Annotated in this window: 19 protein-coding genes; 6 read left to right on the top strand and 13 right to left on the bottom strand. The window is 72.7% G+C overall.

The window, feature by feature from the left end; translation table 11 throughout:
- Positions 1–24: 24 nt before the first annotated feature.
- Positions 25–930 carry a helix-turn-helix domain-containing protein gene (locus ACE7GA_RS11860; RefSeq protein WP_376099615.1) on the bottom strand — a complete coding sequence of 302 codons (906 nt, stop codon included), beginning with the start codon at positions 928–930 and terminating at the stop codon, positions 25–27.
- A gap of 180 nt (positions 931–1,110) precedes the next feature.
- On the opposite strand from ACE7GA_RS11860, the gene ACE7GA_RS11855 reads away from it, so the two are divergent.
- Positions 1,111–1,491 (top strand): hypothetical protein, encoded by a 381-nt coding sequence (locus ACE7GA_RS11855; protein ID WP_376099613.1) that lies wholly within the window; start codon positions 1,111–1,113, stop codon positions 1,489–1,491.
- Here the strand turns inward: ACE7GA_RS11855 and ACE7GA_RS11850 are convergent.
- The 4 genes from ACE7GA_RS11850 to ACE7GA_RS11835 form a co-directional block, all read right to left on the bottom strand.
- Entirely contained in the window at positions 1,441–3,186 is a 1,746-nt protein-coding gene (locus ACE7GA_RS11850) for a DEAD/DEAH box helicase (RefSeq protein WP_376099612.1), read from the bottom strand. The two genes, ACE7GA_RS11855 and ACE7GA_RS11850, sit on opposite strands and share 51 nt — an antisense overlap.
- Positions 3,187–3,251: 65 nt before the next feature.
- Positions 3,252–4,010: an endonuclease/exonuclease/phosphatase family protein gene (locus tag ACE7GA_RS11845; RefSeq protein ID WP_376099610.1), complete on the bottom strand. Its 759-nt coding sequence runs from the start codon at positions 4,008–4,010 to the stop codon at positions 3,252–3,254.
- A gap of 4 nt (positions 4,011–4,014) precedes the next feature.
- Positions 4,015–4,635 (bottom strand): TVP38/TMEM64 family protein, encoded by a 621-nt coding sequence (locus tag ACE7GA_RS11840; protein WP_376099608.1) that lies wholly within the window; start codon positions 4,633–4,635, stop codon positions 4,015–4,017.
- Positions 4,607–6,238, bottom strand: coding sequence for a phospholipase D-like domain-containing protein (locus ACE7GA_RS11835; RefSeq protein ID WP_376099606.1), 1,632 nt, complete (start codon positions 6,236–6,238; stop codon positions 4,607–4,609). Before ACE7GA_RS11835 ends, ACE7GA_RS11840 begins: the two co-directional genes overlap by 29 nt.
- A gap of 182 nt (positions 6,239–6,420) precedes the next feature.
- On the opposite strand from ACE7GA_RS11835, the gene atzF reads away from it, so the two are divergent.
- Positions 6,421–8,190 (top strand): allophanate hydrolase, encoded by a 1,770-nt coding sequence (gene atzF / locus ACE7GA_RS11830; RefSeq protein ID WP_376099604.1) that lies wholly within the window; start codon positions 6,421–6,423, stop codon positions 8,188–8,190.
- Here the strand turns inward: atzF and ACE7GA_RS11825 are convergent.
- The 6 genes from ACE7GA_RS11825 to ACE7GA_RS11800 form a co-directional block, all read right to left on the bottom strand.
- Positions 8,153–9,088, bottom strand: a complete 936-nt coding sequence (locus ACE7GA_RS11825; protein WP_376099602.1) for a DMT family transporter — start codon at positions 9,086–9,088, stop codon at positions 8,153–8,155. The two genes, atzF and ACE7GA_RS11825, sit on opposite strands and share 38 nt — an antisense overlap.
- A gap of 82 nt (positions 9,089–9,170) precedes the next feature.
- On the bottom strand, positions 9,171–9,698 hold the full coding sequence (locus ACE7GA_RS11820; RefSeq protein ID WP_376099600.1) for an adenylate kinase: 528 nt from the start codon (positions 9,696–9,698) through the stop codon (positions 9,171–9,173).
- Between the two features lie 4 nt (positions 9,699–9,702).
- On the bottom strand, positions 9,703–10,899 hold the full coding sequence (rlmN, locus tag ACE7GA_RS11815; protein ID WP_376100241.1) for a 23S rRNA (adenine(2503)-C(2))-methyltransferase RlmN: 1,197 nt from the start codon (positions 10,897–10,899) through the stop codon (positions 9,703–9,705).
- Complete coding sequence (locus ACE7GA_RS11810; protein WP_376099598.1) at positions 10,896–11,426, bottom strand: invasion associated locus B family protein; 531 nt, start codon at positions 11,424–11,426, stop codon at positions 10,896–10,898. Before ACE7GA_RS11810 ends, rlmN begins: the two co-directional genes overlap by 4 nt.
- A 33-nt stretch (positions 11,427–11,459) precedes the next feature.
- Complete coding sequence (locus ACE7GA_RS11805) at positions 11,460–11,741, bottom strand: TetR family transcriptional regulator C-terminal domain-containing protein (protein WP_376100239.1); 282 nt, start codon at positions 11,739–11,741, stop codon at positions 11,460–11,462.
- A complete protein-coding gene (locus ACE7GA_RS11800; protein ID WP_376099596.1) occupies positions 11,741–12,097 on the bottom strand; it encodes a TetR/AcrR family transcriptional regulator in 357 nt (118 codons plus the stop codon). Before ACE7GA_RS11800 ends, ACE7GA_RS11805 begins: the two co-directional genes overlap by 1 nt.
- A 33-nt stretch (positions 12,098–12,130) precedes the next feature.
- On the opposite strand from ACE7GA_RS11800, the gene ACE7GA_RS11795 reads away from it, so the two are divergent.
- Both ACE7GA_RS11795 and ACE7GA_RS11790 read left to right on the top strand, forming a co-directional pair.
- Positions 12,131–12,796, top strand: coding sequence for a glutathione S-transferase N-terminal domain-containing protein (locus ACE7GA_RS11795; RefSeq protein WP_376099594.1), 666 nt, complete (start codon positions 12,131–12,133; stop codon positions 12,794–12,796).
- A 47-nt stretch (positions 12,797–12,843) separates the two neighbouring features.
- On the top strand, positions 12,844–14,121 hold the full coding sequence (locus ACE7GA_RS11790) for a class I SAM-dependent methyltransferase (RefSeq protein WP_376099592.1): 1,278 nt from the start codon (positions 12,844–12,846) through the stop codon (positions 14,119–14,121).
- Between the two features lie 31 nt (positions 14,122–14,152).
- On the opposite strand, the gene acs is transcribed toward ACE7GA_RS11790, so the two are convergent.
- Together acs and ACE7GA_RS11780 are read right to left on the bottom strand one after the other, a co-directional pair.
- Positions 14,153–16,087, bottom strand: a complete 1,935-nt coding sequence (gene acs / locus ACE7GA_RS11785) for an acetate--CoA ligase (protein WP_376099590.1) — start codon at positions 16,085–16,087, stop codon at positions 14,153–14,155.
- A gap of 137 nt (positions 16,088–16,224) precedes the next feature.
- Complete coding sequence (locus ACE7GA_RS11780; protein ID WP_376099588.1) at positions 16,225–17,820, bottom strand: ABC transporter substrate-binding protein; 1,596 nt, start codon at positions 17,818–17,820, stop codon at positions 16,225–16,227.
- A gap of 91 nt (positions 17,821–17,911) precedes the next feature.
- On the opposite strand from ACE7GA_RS11780, the gene ACE7GA_RS11775 reads away from it, so the two are divergent.
- Together ACE7GA_RS11775 and ACE7GA_RS11770 are read left to right on the top strand one after the other, a co-directional pair.
- The gene (locus ACE7GA_RS11775; protein ID WP_376099586.1) at positions 17,912–19,132 is read left to right on the top strand and encodes an amidohydrolase family protein; all 1,221 of its coding nucleotides are present in this window, start codon (positions 17,912–17,914) and stop codon (positions 19,130–19,132) included.
- Positions 19,133–19,192: 60 nt separating this feature from the next.
- Positions 19,193–20,782 (top strand): ABC transporter substrate-binding protein, encoded by a 1,590-nt coding sequence (locus ACE7GA_RS11770; RefSeq protein ID WP_376099584.1) that lies wholly within the window; start codon positions 19,193–19,195, stop codon positions 20,780–20,782.
- The last annotated feature ends 16 nt before the right edge of the window (positions 20,783–20,798 follow it).

Raw genomic sequence — 20,798 nt, 5'->3', positions numbered from 1 at the left:
TCGCGCCGCTCTGTTCGCCCCGCTCTACTCGCGCAGCGCGCGCCGGTAGGCGCCGGGCGTCAGGCCGGTCGCGCGGCTGAAGGCGGTCGTGAAATGCGCCTGGTCCGCGAAGCCGCAATCCTGCGCCACCTGTGCCAGCGGCAGCGCCGCTTCGGCCAGCAGCTCCCGCGCCCGCTCCACGCGGAGGCCAGCGACATAGGCACGCGGCGTCTGGCCCGTCGCGACCTTGAAGGCGCGGGCGAAGTGCCAGGGCGAGAGCCCGGCGGCCGCAGCCATCTCATCGAGCCCGAAGGATTCGCCGAGATGCGCGGCGACGAAGTCCCGCACCGCGCGCAGCCGCGCCGGCGGAAGCGAGGCGACGGCGTCCCGCGGTGCCTCGGGTGCCGCGAGGCGCGCGAGGGTCGCGAGGAGGGCGAGGATCACGCCGTCGGCGAAAAGCCGCCCGTGCGGGCCCTCGTCGCCCGCATCCGACCAGAGCAGGTCCAGCAACCGCGTCAGCAGCGCCGAGCGGAAGGCATCGTCGTGCAGGCGCCCGAACGCGACGCCGCCGGCAGAGGGCGTGGGAAGCCCGGCCGCGGCCGCACGCGCCGCGACGAAGGCAGCGGGGAGGGAAATGAAGCTCTTCCCGTGCGGCGCGTCGTTCGCGAAGAAGGTCGCGACCCCCGGCGGCTTCAGGACGAGGTCGCCGCGCCGGAAAGGACGCTCGCGGCGGCCGGTGCCGATGTCGAAGCGCATGCGTCCGCTGCCCCGCTCGCTCACCGCGAGCGTGAAATCGGTCGTCGGCGGGTCGGGGAACTCGCCGCCGGGCTGGGCGAAGCGCACGAGCGCCAGCGGCGCCGAGCCGGCGAGGCGGAGGCCGCGGGTGAAGGGCGCGTAATGGCCGCGGCCATACACCTCGGCGAGCGTCGGGTCCGGTCCGGCGCGGGCCAATGGGTCACTCCCGAGTCATTGCTGCATCGCAGCATCGTCGAGGAAGGAGGCTGCGGTCAAACCGGTCGCGGCAGCAAGCGGAGAAAATGACCGGCATCCCGGCACAAGACCCGGACCGCACCGGCGGCAGAGGCTTACCGCCAGGGGTCCCTCAGGCCCCGTCGGGGCGAGGGGTGCGGCGTGGGACGAGGCAGGGCAGAGGACAAATGGGCCGAGGACAAATGGGCCGAGGATAAGTGGGCCAATCCCCGCGGGTGGCTGGCGGCAGCCCAGGCGGGGTCCCGCCCGGACTACGTCGCCTTCCTGCGCTGGGCCGAGGCGCGGGCGCGCGGCCGGATCGGGAGGGGCGTCGAGGCGGAGGCCGGCGCGCGCGAAGCGCTACGGCTGATCCACGCGCTGCGGCACACTTGGGAGCCGTCCCGCTGCCCGGTCGCCTGGACCGATTCGGTCATCGGCTTCGCGATGCGCGGGGCGGCCGAGGCCGCCCAGGCGGCGAAGCCTCCGATCCGGTCAGGACGCCTGGCGGCGTGGCTTTCCCCGTGGCGGCGCCGCGCGGCCTGAGGCCGGGCGCGCCGCTGGACGTGGGCGCGGGGCCGCGTGGGGCACGGCGCCCATCGGTTCGATCCGCATGCGGGCGTCCTCCCCGCCGGCGGGGCGGCGGATGGCCTCGGCGAAGTGCGCAGCGGCCCAGGGGGCGACCTCGAACTGCGTCTCCTGCGCCAGGATGCGGATGCGGCCGATCTCCGCGCGCGATACGTCGCCGCGGCGGCAGAGGACGGGCAGGAGCCATTTCGGGTCCGCCTTCCCGGCGCGGCCGATGTCGAGGTGGAACCACACGCCGCCATCCCCGTGTTCGCCCGGCGCGCCGCGGCCGTCCGGGGCGTCGTGGGGCCCGGCCTCGCGCGGGTCGCGGCGTGCGGGGCGGGTGCTGACCTCCGCCAGTTCCTCCGGCGCGGGCAGGGGCGCGCGCAGGACGTTCACGAGGGCGGCGGCCAGCGGCAAGCGTGGGTCGCCCTCGGCCGCGTCGGGGATGAGGCGGCGGGCGACGGGCAGGTCTTCCTCGGCGATGCCTTCCGCGATCAGGGCGGCCGCCTTCTCCGCGAGCCGGTCGGCGTCGCGGCCGCGGACGGCCTCGGCGGTGGGTGCGGGCGACCATTCCGCCGTGATGCGCGCGGTACCCAGCAGGCGCTCCGCCGTGCGCCGGCGCGAGAGCGGCACCAGCAGCACCGAGGTCCCCTTCCGCCCCGCGCGGCCCGTTCGGCCGGAGCGGTGCTGGAAGGTCTCGGGGTCGCGCGGCAGTTCGGCATGGATGACGAGGTCGAGTTCCGGCAGGTCCAGGCCCCGCGCGGCCACGTCCGTCGCGACGCAGACGCGGGCGCGGCCGTCGCGCAGGTCGGCGATGGCGCGGGTGCGTTCGGCCTGCGTCAGTTCGCCGGACAGGGCGACGGCGCGGAAGCCGCGCTCGCTCAGGTTGCCGTGCAGGCGGGCGACGGCGGCGCGCGTGGCGCAGAAGACCATGGAAAGCGGCGCGTCCTCGAGCCGCAGCGTGTTCACCACCGCGCGCTCCAGGTCCTGCGGGGCGACGAGGTAGGCGCGGTGGGCGATGTCACCATGCGGCTCGTCGGCCGAGGAAGCCTCGATCCGCAGCGCGTCCTTCTGGAAGGTCTTCGCCAGGGTCGCGATGGGGCGGGGGACCGTCGCGCTGAACATCAGCGTGCGCCGCGTCTCCGGCAGCGCCGCCAGGATGGCTTCGAGCTCGTCGCGGAAGCCGAGGTCGAGCATCTCGTCGGCCTCATCGAGGACGACGGCGCGGACGTTCCCGGCACGGATGTTGCCGCGCTCGATATGGTCGCGCATCCGGCCGGGGGTGCCGACGATGAAGTGGGTGCCCTGCTGGAAGGCGCGGCGCTCGGCCACCGGGTCCATGCCGCCGACGGCCTGCGCCACCCGGCCCCCGGCCTGGGCGAAGAGCCAGGCAAGTTCGGACCGGACCTGCAGGGCCAGTTCCCGGGTCGGGGCAATGACGAGGGCGAGCGGATCCCCGGGCGCGGGCAGGCGGGCCGCGTCGCCCAGCAGGTCCGGGGCGAGCGCCAGGCCGTAGGCGACGGTCTTGCCGGAGCCGGTGCGGGCGGAGACGAGCAGGTCGCGCCCGGCCGTGCCCTCCGCGAGGACGGCGGACTGGACGGGGGTCGGCTCGGCGTAGCCGCGGGCGGTCAGCGCTTCCGCGAGCGGAGCGGGGAGGGAGGGAAAGGGCATGTTACGGTGGGGATATCGGGCATCGCCGCGGCGGTCACAATGAACGATCCCGCGCGGCAGGCATGTCAGGGCACCTCGAGCCGCGTTGTGGCCGTCGCGTCCCCGCCGACCAAGGCCAGGTCCGCGATCACCGGCAGGTGGTCCGACGCCTCCCGCGCCGCCTTGTCCGTCCAGGCCCGAAGCATGACCGCGCGCGGCCGGCAGTAGATCCGGTCGAGCGAGAGGAGCGGCCGCCAGGACGGGAAGGTCCGCGTCCCGCTACGGGACGGCAGCGGTCCCAGCAGCACCCGGTCCACCGGGCCGCGCGGCGTCCAGTCGTTGAAGTCGCCCATCGCGACGGTCGGGCAGTCCGGGTGGCGGCGCGCCAGGGCGGCGATCGCCGCGGCCTGGGCACGCCGTTCCCGCCATCCCAGGCCGAGATGGGCCGTGATGACCCGGAGAGGGCCGGCAGGCGTCGCGACCTTCGCGGCGATCGCGGTGCGGGACTCCCGCCCCGGGGCGGAGAGGTCGTGGAGCGACACGTCCTCCAGCGGAAAGCGGGTGATCAGCATGTGGCCGTAGCCCCCGGCCTCCCCGCGCATCGTCACGGCATCGGCCGCGTGGCCGCCGAGGGCGTCGCGCAGTGCCACGAAGGGCTGCTCCCCCGGCCGGTTGCGGCCCTCCACTTCCTGCAAAGCCAGGACATCGGGGGCGTGGCGGCGGATCAGGGCGATCACACGCGCCAGGTCGTAGGACCCGCGCGGGCAGACGCCGCCATGGATGTTCCAGGTCATGACGCGGAGCGTCGGCGCCCCCGCGGGGACGCGGAAATCGGGCGCGGCCATGGCGTCAGGCCCGCGCCTTGCCGTCCTTCCGGTCGCGGTGGCGTGATGCCAGCTTCTGCAGCGCCCAGGTCAGCCCCGCCCAGACCGCGATGACCGCGATCAGGATCCCGATCTTGCGCGGCGACGGATCGGAGAAGATCTGCCCCAGGTTATCCCCTGCGAAGGAGAGCAGCAGGATCCCCGGCAGCAGGCCCAGTGCCGTGCCCACCACGTAGTCCACCACGCGCACGCGCAGCGCGCCGGCGATGAGGTTGACCAGCGTGAAGGGCGCCACCGGCAGCAGCCGCACCGTCGTCACCGCGACGATGCCGTTGCGGTTCACCTTCTGCGCGATGCGGTTGACCCGGGGCCCGAGGAAGCGCCGCAGCAGGTCCGGCCCGAACCACCGCCCCAGCCCGTAGGTCGCGACCGCCGAGACCATCGCGCCGACCCCGGCATAGAGCAGGCCGGGCCAGGTGCCGAAAGCCGCCGCCGTCCCGACGATCAGCACGTTAACGGGGAAGGCGACGAAGCCCAGCAGCAGGAACAGCCCGAAGGCCGCGACCGGGCCCCAGTGCCCGCCGCCCCCAGCATCGCGCCGAGGTTCTCGGCGCTGCTCATCGTCGCGAGCGGCGTCGCCTTCCACAGCAGCGCCAGCGCGCCCGCGACGGCGAGGGTGACCGCGACGCGGAACAGCAGCGGCCCCGCACGGCCGGATGGCGGCGGCGAGTCAGGATGGCCGATGTAGTCGGCCAGCGCCTCGCCCGCCGCGATGGGGCGGCGCGGGTCGGCCGCGCGCTCGATGCGGGAGAAAAATCGCGCACGGCACGGCGCCCGTCCTTCACCGGAAGCAGGTCATGACCGTCGGCGCCGCCACGATCAACCGCGGCGATGAGGGAGCCGGTCTGGGCGAGACGCGACGCCACGTCCTCCGGCGACAGGCCGAGATGCTCGCCGATCAGCCGGTCGCGCATCCGCGCGATCGCCGCGCGCTGCGGCTCATCCCGCGCCTCGAACATGAGGTCGCATTCGGTGTCGAGGCCCATGGAGCGGTTCGCGATGTTCGAGGAGCCAACGCGCATCAGCCGGTCGTCCACGACCATGACCTTGGCATGGACCATCACCTCCCGCTCGCTTCCCGCGCCACTGCTTTGGGAGCCGGTGACGTGGGGGTAGAGCAGGCGCACGCGGTCGGTCAGGCGGGCACGACGGAACAGGTTCATGAAGCGTATCCGGCCAGCGAGCATCGTCCGGTGCTCGAGCCAGGTGTGGTGCGTCTTCGGCGCGACCATCACCACCTCCAGGCCCGGCTTCTGGCGCATGCGGCGGATCATGGCGCGCGCGATGCGGGAGCAGGTGAGGAACTGGTTCTCCAGGTAGACATGCCGCTCCGCCGTCGCGATGCTGTCGAGGTAGAGGGCTTCCACCTCCCGCCGCGGGGTCTGCAGCCGGTGCTCCGGCCGTGTGCGGGCGATGCCGGTGCGGATGTCCGTGACGTCCGGCGCCGTGGAAGCGGGCCAGGGGTCGTGCGACGCATCGGTCTCCGTGGGCGTCAGGCTTTCCCCAGCGGCGCGGAGCCAGCGGGTGCGGAACAGCGCGCCGAGCGTGGCCGCGGCTTCCCCATCCACCACGGCCTGCACGTCGTGGAAGGGCGGGTAGGGCTTGCCGGCGGGGTCCACGCGTCGCGGATCGTCGGGATCGTGGCGCTGCGTGTCCCAGCGGCGGATCGTCAGGTCCAGCCCGCCGCAGAACGCCACCTTGTCGTCCACCACGACGACCTTCTGGTGGTGGGACGCGCCGAAGGGCGTCTCGGCATCGAGGCAGAGTTCGACGCGCGGCGGCGTGTTCCAGCGGAGCGAGAGGACGGGCAGCAGCTCCCGCTCGATCGCGTAGAGGACGGAGTAGTCCCAGAGCAGCAGGCGGATCGTCAGGTCGGGGTTGAGGTCCGTCAGCGCGGAGAGGAAAGCGCCGAGCGTATCCGGAAGCCCGTCCGCCGGCGCCTGCCCCGCCGGAAGATCGCCGACCAGGCGCATGCGGCTGTCGATGTCCCAGCCCGCGACGTGGATCGTGCGGCGCGCGTTCAGCATGGCCTGACGCAGCGCGCCGAAATAGGTCGCGCCGTCGGACAGCACGGCCGCGCGCCCGGCCCGCGTCGCGCGCCAGACGTTGCGGCCGGGACGGAGGAGGGAGCCAGGGGCGCTTCCGTCGGGGTGGGCGCGGCGAAGGCGCCCGGGTGGGGTGATGAGCATCTGGACTCGCCAACGCGGAGGGCAGCGGACCGTTGCGGGGCCGTTCCGCCGTCTCCGCTGCACTGCGGGAAGAGCTGACCTGCGGCCGGCGCCGGGTTGGGGCAAGGGACGCGGCGCGGTCAGCCTTCGGTGTGGGGCGCGCGGCTTGCATCGCGCGGCGCGGGGCGACGGGGGAGCCGGTCATGCTGTGGGACATCGCGCGGGAGCAGGGGCCCGTGGCCGCCGCGCGGGCGGCGCTGGCGCGGATCGCGGCCTGGGACGACCCGGCGCTGTTCATCACGCGCTTCGCCGACGGCGCGGTGCTGGCCGAGGCGGCGCGGCTGGAGGCGGAGGGGCCGCGCGGCCGGCCGCTCTTCGGCCTGCCCTTCGTGGTGAAGGACAACATCGCGGTCGCGGGCATCGCGACGACCGCGGCCTGCCCGGCCTATGGCCGCGTGGCAGCCGAGGATGCGCCGGTCGTCGCCCGGCTGCGGGCGGCGGGGGCGGTGTTGCTGGGGACGGTGAACCTCGACCAGTTCGCCACGGGGCTGGTGGGCGTGCGTTCCCCCTACGGCGTGCCGCGCAACGCGGTGCGGGCCGACCTGATCCCCGGCGGCTCCTCCTCCGGCTCGGCGAGCGCGGTGGCGGCGGGCATCGCGGCCTTCTCGCTCGGCACGGATACGGCGGGGTCGGGGCGGGTGCCGGCGGCCTGCCAGAACATCGTGGGGCTGAAGCCGTCCCTCGGGCTGATCCCGACGCGGGGCGTGGTGCCGGCCTGCCGGTCGCTCGACTGCGTGTCCGTCTTCGCCCTGACGGCGGCCCAGGCCGCGGCGGTGCTGGACGTCGCCGCAGGGGCCGATGCGGCCGACCCCTATTCCCGTGCGGCGCCGGCCGGGTGGCGGGCCGCGGGCGCGGCGATGCCGCCGGGCCTGCGCGTGGCGGCGCCGGTCGAGGCCGATCTGGTCTTCGATACCGCAGACGACGCGGCGGCCTTCGCGGCCTCGCTCGAGCGGCTCACGGCCCTGGGCGCGCGTCTGACGCGGGTGTCGGTCGCGCCCTTCCTGGCACTGGCCCGCCGCCTCTACGACGGGGCCTGGGTGGCGGAACGGACCGCGGCGCTGCGGGACATGGTGGAACACCACGCCGACGCACTGCACCCCGTGACCCGCACCATCCTGGAAGGCGGGCTGCACCGCCGCACCGTGGACGCCTTCGACGACTTCCACGCGGTGGCCGAGGCGCGCGTGCTGATCCGCGACCTTTTCGCCGGGGCTGACCTGCTGGCGGTGCCGACGGTGCCGGGCGTGCCGACCCTCGCCGACCTGAATGCCGAGCCGATCGCGGCGAACTCCCGCCTCGGCACCTACACCAACTTCGTGAACCTGCTGGATCTCGCGGGCGTCGCGGTGCCCGCGGGGTTCCGGGGCGACGGGCGGCCGTTGGGCGTTACGCTGCTGGGGCCGGCCTTCTCCGAGGCGCTCCTCTGCGCCGCCGGCGGCGCGCTGCACCACGCGGCGGGGCTGACCCTCGGCGCGACGGAGGCGGCCACGCCGCTGTCGCCACCGGCCGCTCCGCTGGCGCCGGGTGAGACGGCGCTGTTCTGCATCGGAGCGCACATGGCGGGGCTGCCCCTGAACGGGCAGGTTACTGCGCTCGGCGGGCGGTTCCTGCGGGCGGACCGGACACGGCCGCTCTACCGGCTCCACGACCTCGGGCGGCGGCCCGGCATGGTGCGGGGCGGCACCGGGGTGATCGAGGGTGAGGTCTGGGCGCTTCCCACGACCGCCATCGGCGCGCTGCTGGCCCAGGTGCCGCCGCCGCTGGGCTTCGGGACGGTGGAACTGGAAGGCGGCCCATGCCTCGGCTTCCTCGCCGAAGTCGCGGGGCTGGAGGGCGCGCCGGACATCACCCGCCACGGCGGGTGGCGGGCCTTCCTCAGGGAGGCTTCGCCGGTGCCCGCAACGCCAGCGTGACACCGGTCAGGACCAGGACGAGGGACGCGAGTTCCCGCCACCCCACCGGCTCCCCCAGCGAAAGGGCGGCGGCGCCGATGCCGATGGGCGGCGTCAGCAGCGTGGCGATGGAGGCGGTGGAGGGCGGCAGCCGTTCCAGCGCCGCGAACCAGGTGAGGTAGCAGACGCCCATCGCGACGGCGGTCATGTATCCCAGCGCGGCCCAGGCCGCGGGGGTGACCGTCGTGACGTTCACCGTCTCCAGCAGCAGGGCGGGCGGGGCGAGGACGGCGCAGCCCAGGCCCACCTGCCAGGCGACGTTGGCGACCGGGGCGAGGCCGGTCGGCTTGCCGCGCGTCAGGACGGACCCCAGGGCGAAGCACAGGGCGGCCGCGAGCGCCGCGGCCACGCCCGGCAGTTTCTCCGGTGACAGCGCGAGGCCACCCCGTCCCGCGAAGAGGACGACGAGACCGAGGAGGCCGAGCAGAAGGGCGACCATTCCCCGCCAGCCCGGCTTCTCGCCGAGGACCGGCCAGGCGAAGACGGCAACCCAGAGGGGCATGGTGTAGGTCAGCAGCGCGGCCTCCGCGACGTTCAGCCAGGCGAGGCCGAGCGTCGCGAAGCCCATCCAGGCCGTGACGTTCGTCGCCGAGGACAGCACCACCCGCTTCCCCATGCCCGGCGGGATGCGGAGGGACTCCCCGCGGGCCCGGGCAATGGCCGCAAGGGCGGCGCCCGCGACGACACCGGCGATGGCCCTGGCCGTGAGCGGCGGCCACTCGGCCAGCAGGACCTTGGCGATGGGCCAGTTCAGCCCCCAGCCCAGGGTCGTCGCGACGAGGCAGAGCAGGCCGACCCGGCGCGCGGACGCCGCAGCGCCGCCGACGGTCGCTGGGCGTTGTGCCGCGGCGCTGGACATGCACGCGAGGGTAGCATGGCGCGCAAGGATTGTGACAGGGCACGCCCCGGATCGGGTTCCAAAAAGGTGGCCGCTGCGACGATCAGCCCGGCGCGTCGGTGAGGGCGAGGGCCACGGCTTCCCACGGGTGGCGCAGGCGGTGGACGACGAGGTGCGCGTGTTCCGGCAGCGCCAGCCGCGCCTCGATGGCGGCGCGGCGGGGCAAGGCGTTGCGCCAGGCGTAGCGGATCGGGTGGTCGGCGGTGAGGAGGGCCGACCAGCGTTCCCGGTTGCCGTTCCAAAGCGGGCGGCGCGTCGCGGCGCGGAGGAGGCTGCGCCGGATCACCCGCGCCATGATGATCCGGCGCGGGTAGTCCAGCCAGACGAGGTGCGTGGCCCTCGGCCAGAGCAGGTCGCCGACCTGGGAGACGTAGTAGCCGTCCGCGACCCAGCCCGGGGCGGCGATGGCGGCGCCGACCGAGGCGCGCATGGCATCGCGGCCGAACGGGGTCCAATCCGGTCCCCAGAAATACGCGTCGAGTTCGATGCGCGGCAGGCCGTGGGCCGCCGCGATCCGTTCGGCCAGGACCGACTTCCCCGCGCCGGAGATGCCGACGACGAGGACGCGCATGGATCTAGAGCGCGGCTGTCTTGGCGCGGGCCAGGCGCTCGCTTTCCGTCTTCAACTGGCCGCAGGCCGCGAGGATGTCGCGGCCGCGCGGGCGGCGCACCGGCGCGGCGAAGCCCGCATCGTTGACGATGCGCGCGAAGCGCTGGATCGCCTCGCGCTTGCTGGTCTTGTACGGCGAGCCCGGCCACGGGTTGAAGGGGATGAGGTTCACCTTCGCCGGTAGGCCGTGCAGCAGCCGCACCAGTTCGCGCGCTTCGGCCTCGGAATCATTCACGCCATCCAGCATGACGTATTCGAAGGTGATGCGCCGCGCGTTGGACGCACTGGGGTAGCGGCGGCACGCCGCCATCAGTTCGGCGATCGGATACTTGCGGTTCAGCGGCACGATCTCGTCGCGGAGTTCATCGGTCACCGCGTGCAGCGACACCGCGAGATTGACGCCGAGTTCCGCGCCGGCGCGATCCATCATTGGCACCACGCCGGAGGTGGACAGCGTGATGCGGCGACGGGATAGGCCGATCCCCTCATGGTCCATCGCGATCTTCAGGGCGGTCGCCACGGCCTCGTAGTTATAGAGCGGCTCGCCCATGCCCATGACGACGATGTTCGACAGCCGCCGAGTCTCGTCGTTGGGGGTCGGCCATTCGCCGTAGGAATCGCGCGCGGCCATGAACTGGCCGACGATCTCCCCGGCCGAGAGGTTGCGCACGAGCTTCTGCGTGCCCGTGTGGCAAAAGCGGCAGGACAGCGTGCAGCCGACCTGCGTCGAGATGCACAGCGCGCCGCGGTCGTCCTCGGGGATGTAGACCGTCTCGATCTGCTGGCCGTCGGCGAGGCGGAAGAGCCACTTGCGCGTGGCGTCCGTGCTCGTCTGCTCCGTCGCGACGGTCGGGCGCGTGATCTTGAAGCGATCGGCGAGCTTCGCCTGCAGCGGCTTGGCGATGTTCGCCATCCGGGCGAAGTCGGTGACGCCCTGGTTGTAGATCCAGCCCCAGACCTGCTTGGCGCGGAAGGCCTTCTCGCCGATCGCGACCATCTCGGCCGTCAGTTCGTCCTTCGTCAGGCCGACGAGCTCGCGCCGCCCTGCCTCGTCGGTCATGGGCGGCGGGGCGAAGATCGCGGACTTCGCCAGGATGCGGGCGCGCTCGGCCTCGGTCAGCGAGTCGGACGGGGCGAGCTGGATGGGGGTGCGGGCGTTCATCGGCGGGGAGCCCCTGCGGGACATTCCCGCGAGATCGCCTCATAGGCCGCGTTGAAGCCGTTGAGGGAGAAGGTGTCGGTCGTGCCGCCGCGGTTGCCGGGGCCCGGGCCGCGCGCCACGGCATCCCGCCCGTTGCGCAGCGCCGCGATCACGGCGGCGCCGCCGCGGGCGAAGCCCGTGTCGCCGGCGGTGTAGAAGGGGAAGTCGCGCTCCCCGATCCGGACCTGCAATTCCGCGTTGCGCGCGAAGGAATGCCCCACGCGCACGGCGACCTGGTCCCGGCCCTGCGGCCGGTGGGTGACGGTCATCAGCACGTTCTGGCGCTGTCCCCCGCCCTCGCTGCGGCTGGCGCGGGTGAAGGCATAGCAGACCTTGCCGCCGCCCTCCTGGTGCGTGGCCGCCGTCCAGGCGCCGAAGGTGCCGATCCGCTGGGGACCGGACGCGGCGGGGCGCTGCTGCTGTGCGTGGGCCGGCAGGGCGCAGAGGAGGGCTGCGCCCAGCAGAACGCCCGGGAGGGTACGGAGCATGGGGTTGGGAGATAGGCCTGCCCGCCGGGCGGCTCAACCGCGGATCGGGGGGCCGCAGATCAGGTCCACTGCGGCATCGGCCAGCGTATCGAGGACCACCCTCGACTCCCCGGTGCGTGAGCGGACCGCGAGGGACTGGAGCGTCGCCGAGGCCAGGAGGGCGAGCCGCACGGGGTCCGCGGCGGGGTCCAGCTCGCCCACGGCCTGCGCCTGGCGGAACCGCGCCTCGAAAGCCCGGTCGTGACCGGCAAGGGTCTCCCGCAGGATGTCGCGGACCTCCGGGTCGGTCGCGGCCCGGGTACTGGCCGTACCGATCAGCAGGCAGCCCTCCGGGGCCTCCTCCCTGTCGAGGTAAGGGCGAGGGCGTCGCGATAGACCGCCCGCAGCCCCTCCCGCAGCGGCCGGTCGGGCGACAGGATCCGGGCCATCGCGGCCGCGCCCCCTTCCCGCGCGCGGGAGAGGATGGCGGCGTAGAGCGCCCGCTTGTCCCCGAAGGCCCCGTAGAGGCTCGGGCGGTTCATCCCCGTGGCCGCGCTGAGGTCGTCGAGCGAGGTCGCGTCGTAGCCCTGGCGCCGGAACAGCCGCGCGGCCGCGTCGAGCGCCTTGTCGCGGTCGTAGGCCGGGGGACGCCCGCGCCGGCGCGGGGCCGAATTCTTTACCGTCTCGCCCAAAATGCCTTGACCTCGGATGCGGCGCCTGATTTCATGCAGAACGGTACAGAAAACAAGCGGAGCCTCTCCATGGACCTCTACTTCAGCCCCCTCGCCTGCTCGATGGCAACGCGCATCGCGCTCTACGAAGCGGGTGCGGAGGCGGGGTTCGTCCCGGTGGACGTGCGTGCCAAGCGGGTTGGCGACGCCGACTTCCTCGCGGTCAACCCAATGGGGCAAGTGCCCGTGCTGCGCATGGAGGACGGGCGGCTGCTGACGGAGAACACGGCGATCCTGCAATACGTCGCCGACCGGTTCCCGGAATCCGGCCTGGCCCCTGCTCCCTCCGCTCCGGAGCGGCCGGTGCTGAACCAGTGGCTCGCCTTCGTGACCTCGGAACTCCACAAGCTCGTCTTCGCGCCGCTGCTGGCGGCCGATGCGCCCCAGGGGGCGCGGGACTTCGCGATGGCGAAGGCCGGGCCGCGCCTCGCCTACCTGGACCGGCACCTGACGGGGCGGCGCTTCGTGCTGGACCGGTTCACGGTGGCTGATGCCTACCTCGTCACCGTGCTGAACTGGGCGGACCACGCCCGGCTCGACCTCGCACCCTATCCGGCGATCACGGCCTACCTCACGGCGATGCGGCGCCACCCCAGCGTCCGGCGCGCGCTGTCGGAGGAATTGGCGCTGTACCAGGAGGCAGCGCGTCGGGCGGCCTGATCCGCCCCGACTTCCGCGCCCGGCCCGGCGGCCCTATTCCCCCCGCCATGCCGGACGCGATCGACGCGCACCTCGCCGCCCAGTACGAAGCCTTCCCTTATCCCGCCCGCGACCCGCGGGACGAGGCGAAGCGGCTCGTCGTCGGGTCCCCGTCCCACCTGCGGGAGGTGGACCACTGGATTTTTGCCGCGCGCCGGCCTGCGACACAGCCACTGCGCGCGCTGGTCGCCGGCGGCGGCACCGGCGACGGCGCGATCATGCTGGCGCAGCAGATGGCCTGGCTGGGCCGGCCAGGGGAGGTCGTCTGGTACGACCGATCCGGCGCCGCCCGGAAGATCACGGAGGCACGCGCGGCCGCGCGAGGCCTGACGAACATCCGCTTCGTCGAGGGCTCGATCCTCAACCTGCCGGACGCGAAGCTCGGCACCTTCGACTACGTGGATTGCTGCGGCGTGCTGCACCACCTGCCCGACCCGGAAGCAGGGCTACGGGCGCTGGCGGCCTGCCTGAACCCCGGCGGCGGCATGGGGATCATGGTCTACGCCCCGCATGGACGCACCGGCGTGTACATGCTGCAGGAGGCCTTCCGGATCCTGGCGCCGGACAGCCTGCCACCGGGCGAACGGATCGAGACGGCCAAGCGCGCGATGCGTCACCTGCCCGCGACGGCGTGGCTCACGAAGAATCCCTTCATCACCGACCACCTGCCGCTGCCGCAGGGGGGCGGCGATCCCGGGCTCTACGACCTGCTGCTGAACCCGCGCGACGTCGCCTTCACCGTCCCCGCGCTGGCCGCAATGGTAGGGCGCGCGGGACTGCGCGTGGCCTGCTGGGTCGAACCGCTGCGCTACGACCCCGATCCGCTGCTGCCCGACCCGCGCCTCCGCGCACGCACCGCCGCGCTGGATCCGGTCGCGCGCGCGGCACTGGCGGAATCGCTCGCGGGCAACATGGGCGTGCACATCTGCTACCTCACGCGCGCCGCGGATCCGGTGGCACGCGCGGACTGGGACGATCCGGACGCCGTGCCCGTGCTGCGGGAGCTCGATCCCGCGGCCTTCGCGAAGTCGCTTCGCGGCGACACGCTGGCGGTGACCTTCGACGGCCTGCGCGTGCCCGTGCCGATCCCGCGCCTCTCCGCGGCGATCGTCGCGCGGGTGGACGGTCAACGGTCCTTCGGGGCGATCACCGCCGAGATCGTCGCCGCCGGCGCCGCGCCGGCGGCGGTCGCGCGCGACATGGCGGCGCTGCGGGCCGCGCTGGAGCCGATGAACCGGCTTCTGATCGCGTCGCCCGGCGGTGGGGCGGCTTCCGGGCCGGGGTGATCCTGCCGGTGTCGTGCCGATGGCCCCGGCGCTACCCCACGCGGTTCTCGACGAGGTCCTGCACGACGGACGGGTCCGCGAGGGTCGACGTGTCGCCCAGGCTGTCCGTCTCGTTCGCCGCGATCTTGCGGAGGATGCGCCGCATGATCTTGCCGGACCGCGTCTTCGGCAGGCCCGGCGCCCACTGGATCGCGTCGGGGGAGGCGATTGGGCCGATTTCCGTCCGCACCCACTGCACCAGCTCCTTGCGCAGCGCGTCGGTGGGTTCTTCGCCCGCGATCAGGGTGACATACGCGTAGATTCCCTGGCCCTTGATGTCGTGCGGCATGCCGACGACCGCGGCCTCCGCGACCTTCGGGTGGGCGACGAGCGCGCTCTCGATCTCTGCCGTGCCCATACGGTGGCCGGATACGTTCAGCACGTCGTCCACGCGTCCCGTGATCCAGTAGTATCCGTCGGCGTCGCGTCGCGCGCCGTCACCGGTGAAGTACTTGCCGGGGAAGGTCGCGAAATAGGTCTGCTTGAACCGCTCGTGGTCACGGAAGACGGTCCGCATCTGGCCGGGCCAGGAGTCGGTGATGACGAGGTTCCCCTCGGCAGCACCCTCGACGAGGTTGCCTTCCCCGTCCACCAGCGCGGGCTTCACGCCGGGCAGCGGGAGCGTCGCGGAGCCCGGCTTCTGCGGCACGGCGCCCGGCAGCGGGGAAATCAGGATCCCGCCCGTCTCCGTCTGCCACCATGTATCCACGATCGGGCAGCGCCCGTCGCCGACGACCCGGTAGTACCAGAGCCAGGCTTCCGGATTGATCGGCTCCCCCACCGAGCCGAGGATGCGCAGAGAGGACCGCGCGTGCTTCTTCACCGGTCCCTCGCCTTCCCGCATCAGCGCGCGGATGGCGGTCGGCGCGGTGTAGAAGATGTTGACCTTGTGCTTGTCCACCACCTGCCAGAAGCGGCCGGAGTCCGGCCAGTTCGGCACGCCCTCGAATATCAGCGTCGTCGCGCCGTTCGCGAGCGGGCCGTAGACGATGTAGGTGTGGCCGGTGACCCAGCCAACGTCGGCGGTGCACCAGTAAGTCTCGCCAGGGCGGTAGTCGAAGACGTTCTCGTGCGTGAAGGACGCCCAGACGCCGTAGCCGCCGGTCGTGTGCAGCACGCCCTTCGGCTTCCCGGTCGAGCCGGAGGTGTAGAGGATGAACAGGGGATCTTCCGCCCCCATCGCCTCGGGCTGGCATTCCGCGGGCTGCACGTCGCAGAGCGTCGCCCAGTCCTGGTCGCGGCCGTCCTGCAGGGAGACGGCGCCGCCGGTGTTCCTCGCGACGATCACGTTCTTCACGGTGGGGCAGGACCGCAGCGCCTCATCGGCGTTCGCCTTCAGCGGCACGGTGCGGCCGCCCCGGCGGCCCTCATCGGCCGTGATGAGCAGGGTACTGTCGCAGTCCTGGATACGGGACGCGAGGGAGTCGGGCGAGAAGCCGCCGAACACCACGGAATGTACGGCGCCGATCCGTGCGCAGGCCAGCATCGCGACCGCGGCCTCCACGATCATCGGCAGGTAGATCGTCACGCGGTCGCCGCGCGCGACGCCGAGCGACTTCATCGCGTTCGACAGCCGGCAGACGCGTTCCAGCAGCTGGCAGTAGGTGACCTTGCTGTCGGCCTTTGGGTCGTCGCCTTCCCAGATGACCGCGACCTGATCCCCGCGCCCGCTCTCCACGTGTCGATCCAGGCAGGAAACGGAGAGGTTCAGCACCCCGTCCTCGAACCACTTGATCGAGACGTCGCCCTCGAAGGAGGTGTTCTTGATGACCGTCGGCGCCCGCATCCAGGAGAGGCGGTTCATCTCCTTGCGCCAGAAGCCGTCGGGATCGCGCGCCGCTTCCTCAACCATGGCCTGCCGTCGCGCCGCGTCCACGTGGGCGCCCGCCGCGACCTCCGGCTTCACGTCGATCAGCTCGTCGGCCATCGCCGTTCCTTCCCCAAACCCTTGTTTCCGATAGATCGCGCGGCCCCGGGGGGAGCGTCAACGGCCCCCGCCCGGAACGAAGCGGGGCGGCCCCGGATGGGACCGCCCCGCCGCTCACGCCCGGTCCGATGCGGCGCTCAGCGCCGCATGCGCAGGGTCCGGAGCTCCAGGTCCTCGTTCACCCGCAGGGTGAAGTCCTGGACCGTGTCGCGCACCGCGAAGATCTGCGGCTCCTGGTGCAGCGGGATGATCGGCAGCAGTTCCCGGAAGCGCGTCCAGTACTGCTTGGCCATCTCCTGCCGCTCCGGCCCGATCGCCGTCTGGCCGATGCGGGTCAGCAGGTCGTTCATCTGCGGGTCACTGAACTTGCCCCAGTTGAAGGACCCCTCGCCCAGAAGCTCACGCCCTGGATTGGTGATGTCGAAGTTGCCGGGGGCCCAGCCGAGCAGCCAGAACTGAAACTCGTTGTTCGCCCCGCGCTGGAGGAAACGGCCGAAGGGCATGGAGTCCAGCCGCGCCTGGATGCCGACGCGCTGGAGCATCGCGACGATGGACTGGCAGATCGCCTCGTCGTTGATGTAGCGGTTGTTGGGGCAGCCGAGAGAGACACGGAAGTTCGTGGCCCCGGCTTCCTGCAGCAGGCGGCGCGCCGCGTCGGGGTCGTAGGGCAGGCGCTCGTTCAGCGCGGCATCGAAGCCGCCGATGGCCGAGCCGATCGGCAGGCCGGCGGCAACGGTGGAGTTGCGCAGCACCACGCGCCGGATCGTCTCCATGTCGATCGCCTGGTACATCGCGCGGCGCACGCGGGGGTCGCGCATGACGTTCGGCGTGCCCGGCGCCTCCAGGTTCTCCGGCCGCGTCACGTCCATGGCAAGGTAGATGGACCGCGCCGTCGGCCCCTGCACGACGCGCAAGCCCTGCTGGTTCTGCATCCGCGGCAGGTCCTGCAGCGGCACGTGGTACATCACGTCCACCTCCCGCGACAGGATCGCGGCGACGCGGGTCGGCGCGCTGGCGATCGGGCGGAAGATCGCGCGGGAGATTCCGTGGTTCGCGCGGTCCCACCAGTTCGGGTTCGGTTCCAGCACTGTCCGCTCATCGGCCAGGCGCTCGACGATCCGGAAGGGGCCGGTGCCGTTGGTGTTGAGCTGGACGAAGGTGTTGGTGGCGCCGGGCTGGCCCGCGCGGGCCACGGCCATCGCGTTGTTCGCCTCGACCCAGGGCTTCGACATGATGAAGAACAGGGTGAGGTCCTGGAGCAGCACGGGGTTCGGCCCGCGCGTCTCGAACTCCACCGTGTTGTCGTCCACCGCCCGCGCACTCGCGATCGAGGCAACGGTGTAGGCCATGTCGTTCTGGCGCACCCTTTCCAGCGACATCAGCACGTCGGCGGCGGTGAAGGGCTCGCCGCCGTGGAAGCGCACGCCCCGGCGCAGGTGGAAGCGCCACGTCGTGGGGCTCACCGTCTCCCACCGTTCGGCCAGCGCGGGGGCGAGCGAGCCGTCGGCCTCGCGCCGCACCAGCGGCTCGTAGACGTTCGACTTCATGGCGTTCGTCACGCCGTGGTTGTTGGCGTGCGGATCCAGGCCGAGGATGTCGTTGGCGGTCGCCCAAGTGAAGGTGACCCCGCCCGGCTGGGCGGGCTGCGCCACGACAGGCGATGCCGCGAGGAGAGCCGCGAGTGCGCCCGCGCCCAGCAGACCCGCGGCGCGGCGGGTCAGGTCGAATCTCATTCCGTATCCCCCGGTAGATGAAGCCCGCGTCATCTATGCCGTTCCGCCCGCGGCATTGTCGAGGGGGGCGTGCCGGGCTTCACTGGCCCCCATGATCCTCCTCGAGAACGCGACCTTCCTCGATCCCGTCTCCGGCGAGGCCCGGCCGGGCACCCATGTCCTGATCGAGGGCGACACGGTGCGGGAGGTGTCCGACCGCCCGCTCTCTTCCGCCTCGGCCGAGCGGGTGGACCTGGGCGGCCGCACGCTCATGCCCGGCCTGATCGACTGCCACGTCCACGTCGTCGCCGCGATCGTCAACCTTTCGCAGCAGGCCGTGCTGCCGGACGCCCTCGTCGCCTTCCGCGCCGCGGGGATCATGCGTGACATGCTGATGCGCGGCTTCACGACGGTGCGCGACCTCGCTGGGGCCACCCACGCGCTGCGCGTGGCCTGGGAGGAAGGGCTCTACACTGGCTCGCGCCTCAACATCTGCGGCAAGGCCCTGTCGCAGACCAACGGCCACGGCGACGGCCGCGGGCGCTACGACACGCGCCACCAGCCCCGCGGCCTCGGCGCCCTCTGCCGCGTCGCGGACGGAGTCGATGCCGTGCGCCGCGCCTGCCGGGAGGAACTGCGCCACGGCGCCGACTACATCAAGGTGATGGCCAATGGCGGCGTCGCCTCCCCGACCGATCCCATCGCCTACCTCCAGTATTCGGAGGCCGAGCTCCGCGCGATCGTCGAGGAAGCGGAGATGGCGAAGACCTACGTCGCCGCCCACCTCTACACGGACGAGGCGATCGCGCGCGCCGTGCGCTGCGGCGTGCTGTCGCTGGAACACTGCAACCTCATCCAGCCCGAGACCGCGAAGGCCGCGGCCAAGGCGGGCTGCATCGCCGTCCCCACCCTCGTCACCTACCAGGCCTTGAAGGAGGAGGGGGCCTCGCTCGGCCTGCCGCCGGAGAGTGTCGCGAAGATCGACGACGTGCGCCTGGCCGGCCTACGGTCGCTGGAGACGATGCGCGACGCCGGCCTGACCATGGCCTTCGGCACCGACCTTCTGGGCGCCATGCACCGTCGCCAGTCCGAGGAGTTCTCCATCCGCGCGGAAGTCCTCTCGCCGCTCGAGATCATCCGCTCCGCCACTACGGTCGCCGCGCGGCTGCTGCGGATGGAGGGGAAGATCGGCGTCATCGCGCCCGGCGCCTGGGCCGACATGATCGTGGTGGACGGGGACCCGCTGAAGGATGTCCGGATTCTCGCGCGCGGCGGGGAGGTCCTGCCGGCCCTCATCCAGGCCGGCCGCTTCGTGAAGCGCGAGCTGCACTGAGGAGTGCGGCCCGCCCCTTGCTTCGCTCCCGGCCGCCGGGAACGGGAGAGGAGGTTTGGGATGCGACGTCGTCACCTGATGGGGGCCGCCATCGCGGGGTCGGGGGCGGCGCTGCTCGCCCGCCCCGCCCTGTCGCAGGGTGCGGCGGCCCGCACGCTGCGTTTCGTGCCGCAGACCGACCTGACGATTCTCGACCCCGTCTTCACCACGGCCTACGTCACGCGGTATCGTGGACTGGCAATCTACGATCAGCTCTTCGGGCTGGATTCCGATCTGCGCCCCCAGCCGCAGATGGTCGAGACCTACGAGAACACCGATGACGGCCTGACCTGGCGCTTCCGCCTCCGCGAAGGCCTCCTGTTCCACGACGGGGAGCCGGTGCGGGGCCGCGACTGCGTCGCTTCGATCCGCCGCTGGGCGTCGCGGGACAGCCTGGGCCAGGTCATGCTCGCCCGCGTGGCGGAGATGACGGCGCCGGATGACCGGACCTTCATCATTCGCCTGAACCGCCGTTTCGGCCCGATGCTCGACGCGCTGGCGAAGCTCGGCCCGCCCGCGCTGCTCATCATGCCCGAGCGGATCGCCTCCGCCGACGGCACGACCCAGATCCGCGAGACGGTGGGCTCCGGCCCATTCCGTTTCGTGGCAGGGGAGCGCGTGGTCGGCTCCCGCGTCGTCTATGAACGCAACCCCGCCTACCGCCCGCGGGAAGGCACGCCGAGCTGGGCCGCGGGGCCGAAGATCGTCGGCTTCGACCGCGTCGAATGGGTCGTCATGCCCGATCCCAGCACGGCGGCCTCGGCGCTGCGCAACGGCGAGGTGGACTGGTGGGAGAACCCGGCGAACGACATCCTGCCGACCTTCGCCCGCACCCGCGACGTCGTGCTGAAGCGAGCGAGCCCGCTCGGTGTCTTCGGCACTGGCATCTTCAACACGCTGCACCCGCCCTTCGACAAGCCGGCGGTGCGCCGCGCGGTGCTGCGGGCCATCTCGCAAGCCGACTTCATGACCGCGGTCGCCGGCGCCGACCCCTCTCTCTGGCGCGCGGACATGGGGGTCTTCACCCCGGGCTCCCCGCTCGCGAACCGGGCGGGGATCGAGGTCATCACCGCCCCGCGCGACATCGAACGATCCCGCCGCGAATTGCGGGAGGCCGGCTACAACGGGGAGACGGTGGTGATGCTCGCGCCGTCAGACCAGGCGCCGCTCGCGGCGCTGGCGGAGGTCGGGCACGACCTGTTCCGGCGCCTCGGCATGAACGTGGATTACCGCGTCTCCGACTGGGGCACGGTGGTGCAGCGCCGTGCCAGCAAGGAGCCGGTGGAGCGCGGCGGCTGGAGCTTCTTCCACACCACCTGGAACGGCGCGGACGGGATCAACCCGGGCGTCGCGACCTTCCTCCGCGCCAACGGCGACGGTGCCTGGTTCGGCTGGCCCAGCATCCCGCGCCTGGACGCGGCGCGCACCGCCTGGTTCGACGCGCCGGACCTGGACGCCCAGAAGCGCATCGCCGAGGACATCCAGCGCGCCGTGCTGGAGGAGGTGCCCTACCTGCCGTCGGGCCAGTACTTCTCCAGCACCGCCTACCGGCGGACCATCAGCGAGCCGCTGTCGGAGATCACGGCCTTCTGGGGCACGCGGCGCGTCTGACCGACGGCCGGGCCGG

The organism is Roseomonas sp. CCTCC AB2023176 (genome assembly GCF_042259275.1).
Lineage (GTDB): Bacteria > Pseudomonadota > Alphaproteobacteria > Acetobacterales > Acetobacteraceae > Roseomonas.
Note: the sequence above shows the minus strand (reverse complement) of the source record. Positions and strands in the feature narration are given on the sequence as shown.

What these genes read in the sequence shown, in the direction of transcription:
- ACE7GA_RS11850 (WP_376099612.1), bottom strand. Translation starts at nt 3,186, where the DNA reads ATGCCCTTTCCCTCCCTCCCCGCTCCGCTCGCGGAAGCGCTGACCGCC.
- ACE7GA_RS11845 (WP_376099610.1), bottom strand. Translation starts at nt 4,010, where the DNA reads ATGGCCGCGCCCGATTTCCGCGTCCCCGCGGGGGCGCCGACGCTCCGC.
- ACE7GA_RS11835 (WP_376099606.1), bottom strand. Translation starts at nt 6,238, where the DNA reads ATGCTCATCACCCCACCCGGGCGCCTTCGCCGCGCCCACCCCGACGGA.
- atzF (WP_376099604.1), top strand. Translation starts at nt 6,421, where the DNA reads ATGCTGTGGGACATCGCGCGGGAGCAGGGGCCCGTGGCCGCCGCGCGG.
- ACE7GA_RS11825 (WP_376099602.1), bottom strand. Translation starts at nt 9,088, where the DNA reads ATGTCCAGCGCCGCGGCACAACGCCCAGCGACCGTCGGCGGCGCTGCG.
- ACE7GA_RS11820 (WP_376099600.1), bottom strand. Translation starts at nt 9,698, where the DNA reads ATGCGCGTCCTCGTCGTCGGCATCTCCGGCGCGGGGAAGTCGGTCCTG.
- rlmN (WP_376100241.1), bottom strand. Translation starts at nt 10,899, where the DNA reads ATGAACGCCCGCACCCCCATCCAGCTCGCCCCGTCCGACTCGCTGACC.
- ACE7GA_RS11810 (WP_376099598.1), bottom strand. Translation starts at nt 11,426, where the DNA reads ATGCTCCGTACCCTCCCGGGCGTTCTGCTGGGCGCAGCCCTCCTCTGC.
- ACE7GA_RS11795 (WP_376099594.1), top strand. Translation starts at nt 12,131, where the DNA reads ATGCAGAACGGTACAGAAAACAAGCGGAGCCTCTCCATGGACCTCTAC.
- ACE7GA_RS11790 (WP_376099592.1), top strand. Translation starts at nt 12,844, where the DNA reads ATGCCGGACGCGATCGACGCGCACCTCGCCGCCCAGTACGAAGCCTTC.
- acs (WP_376099590.1), bottom strand. Translation starts at nt 16,087, where the DNA reads ATGGCCGACGAGCTGATCGACGTGAAGCCGGAGGTCGCGGCGGGCGCC.
- ACE7GA_RS11780 (WP_376099588.1), bottom strand. Translation starts at nt 17,820, where the DNA reads ATGAGATTCGACCTGACCCGCCGCGCCGCGGGTCTGCTGGGCGCGGGC.
- ACE7GA_RS11775 (WP_376099586.1), top strand. Translation starts at nt 17,912, where the DNA reads ATGATCCTCCTCGAGAACGCGACCTTCCTCGATCCCGTCTCCGGCGAG.
- ACE7GA_RS11770 (WP_376099584.1), top strand. Translation starts at nt 19,193, where the DNA reads ATGCGACGTCGTCACCTGATGGGGGCCGCCATCGCGGGGTCGGGGGCG.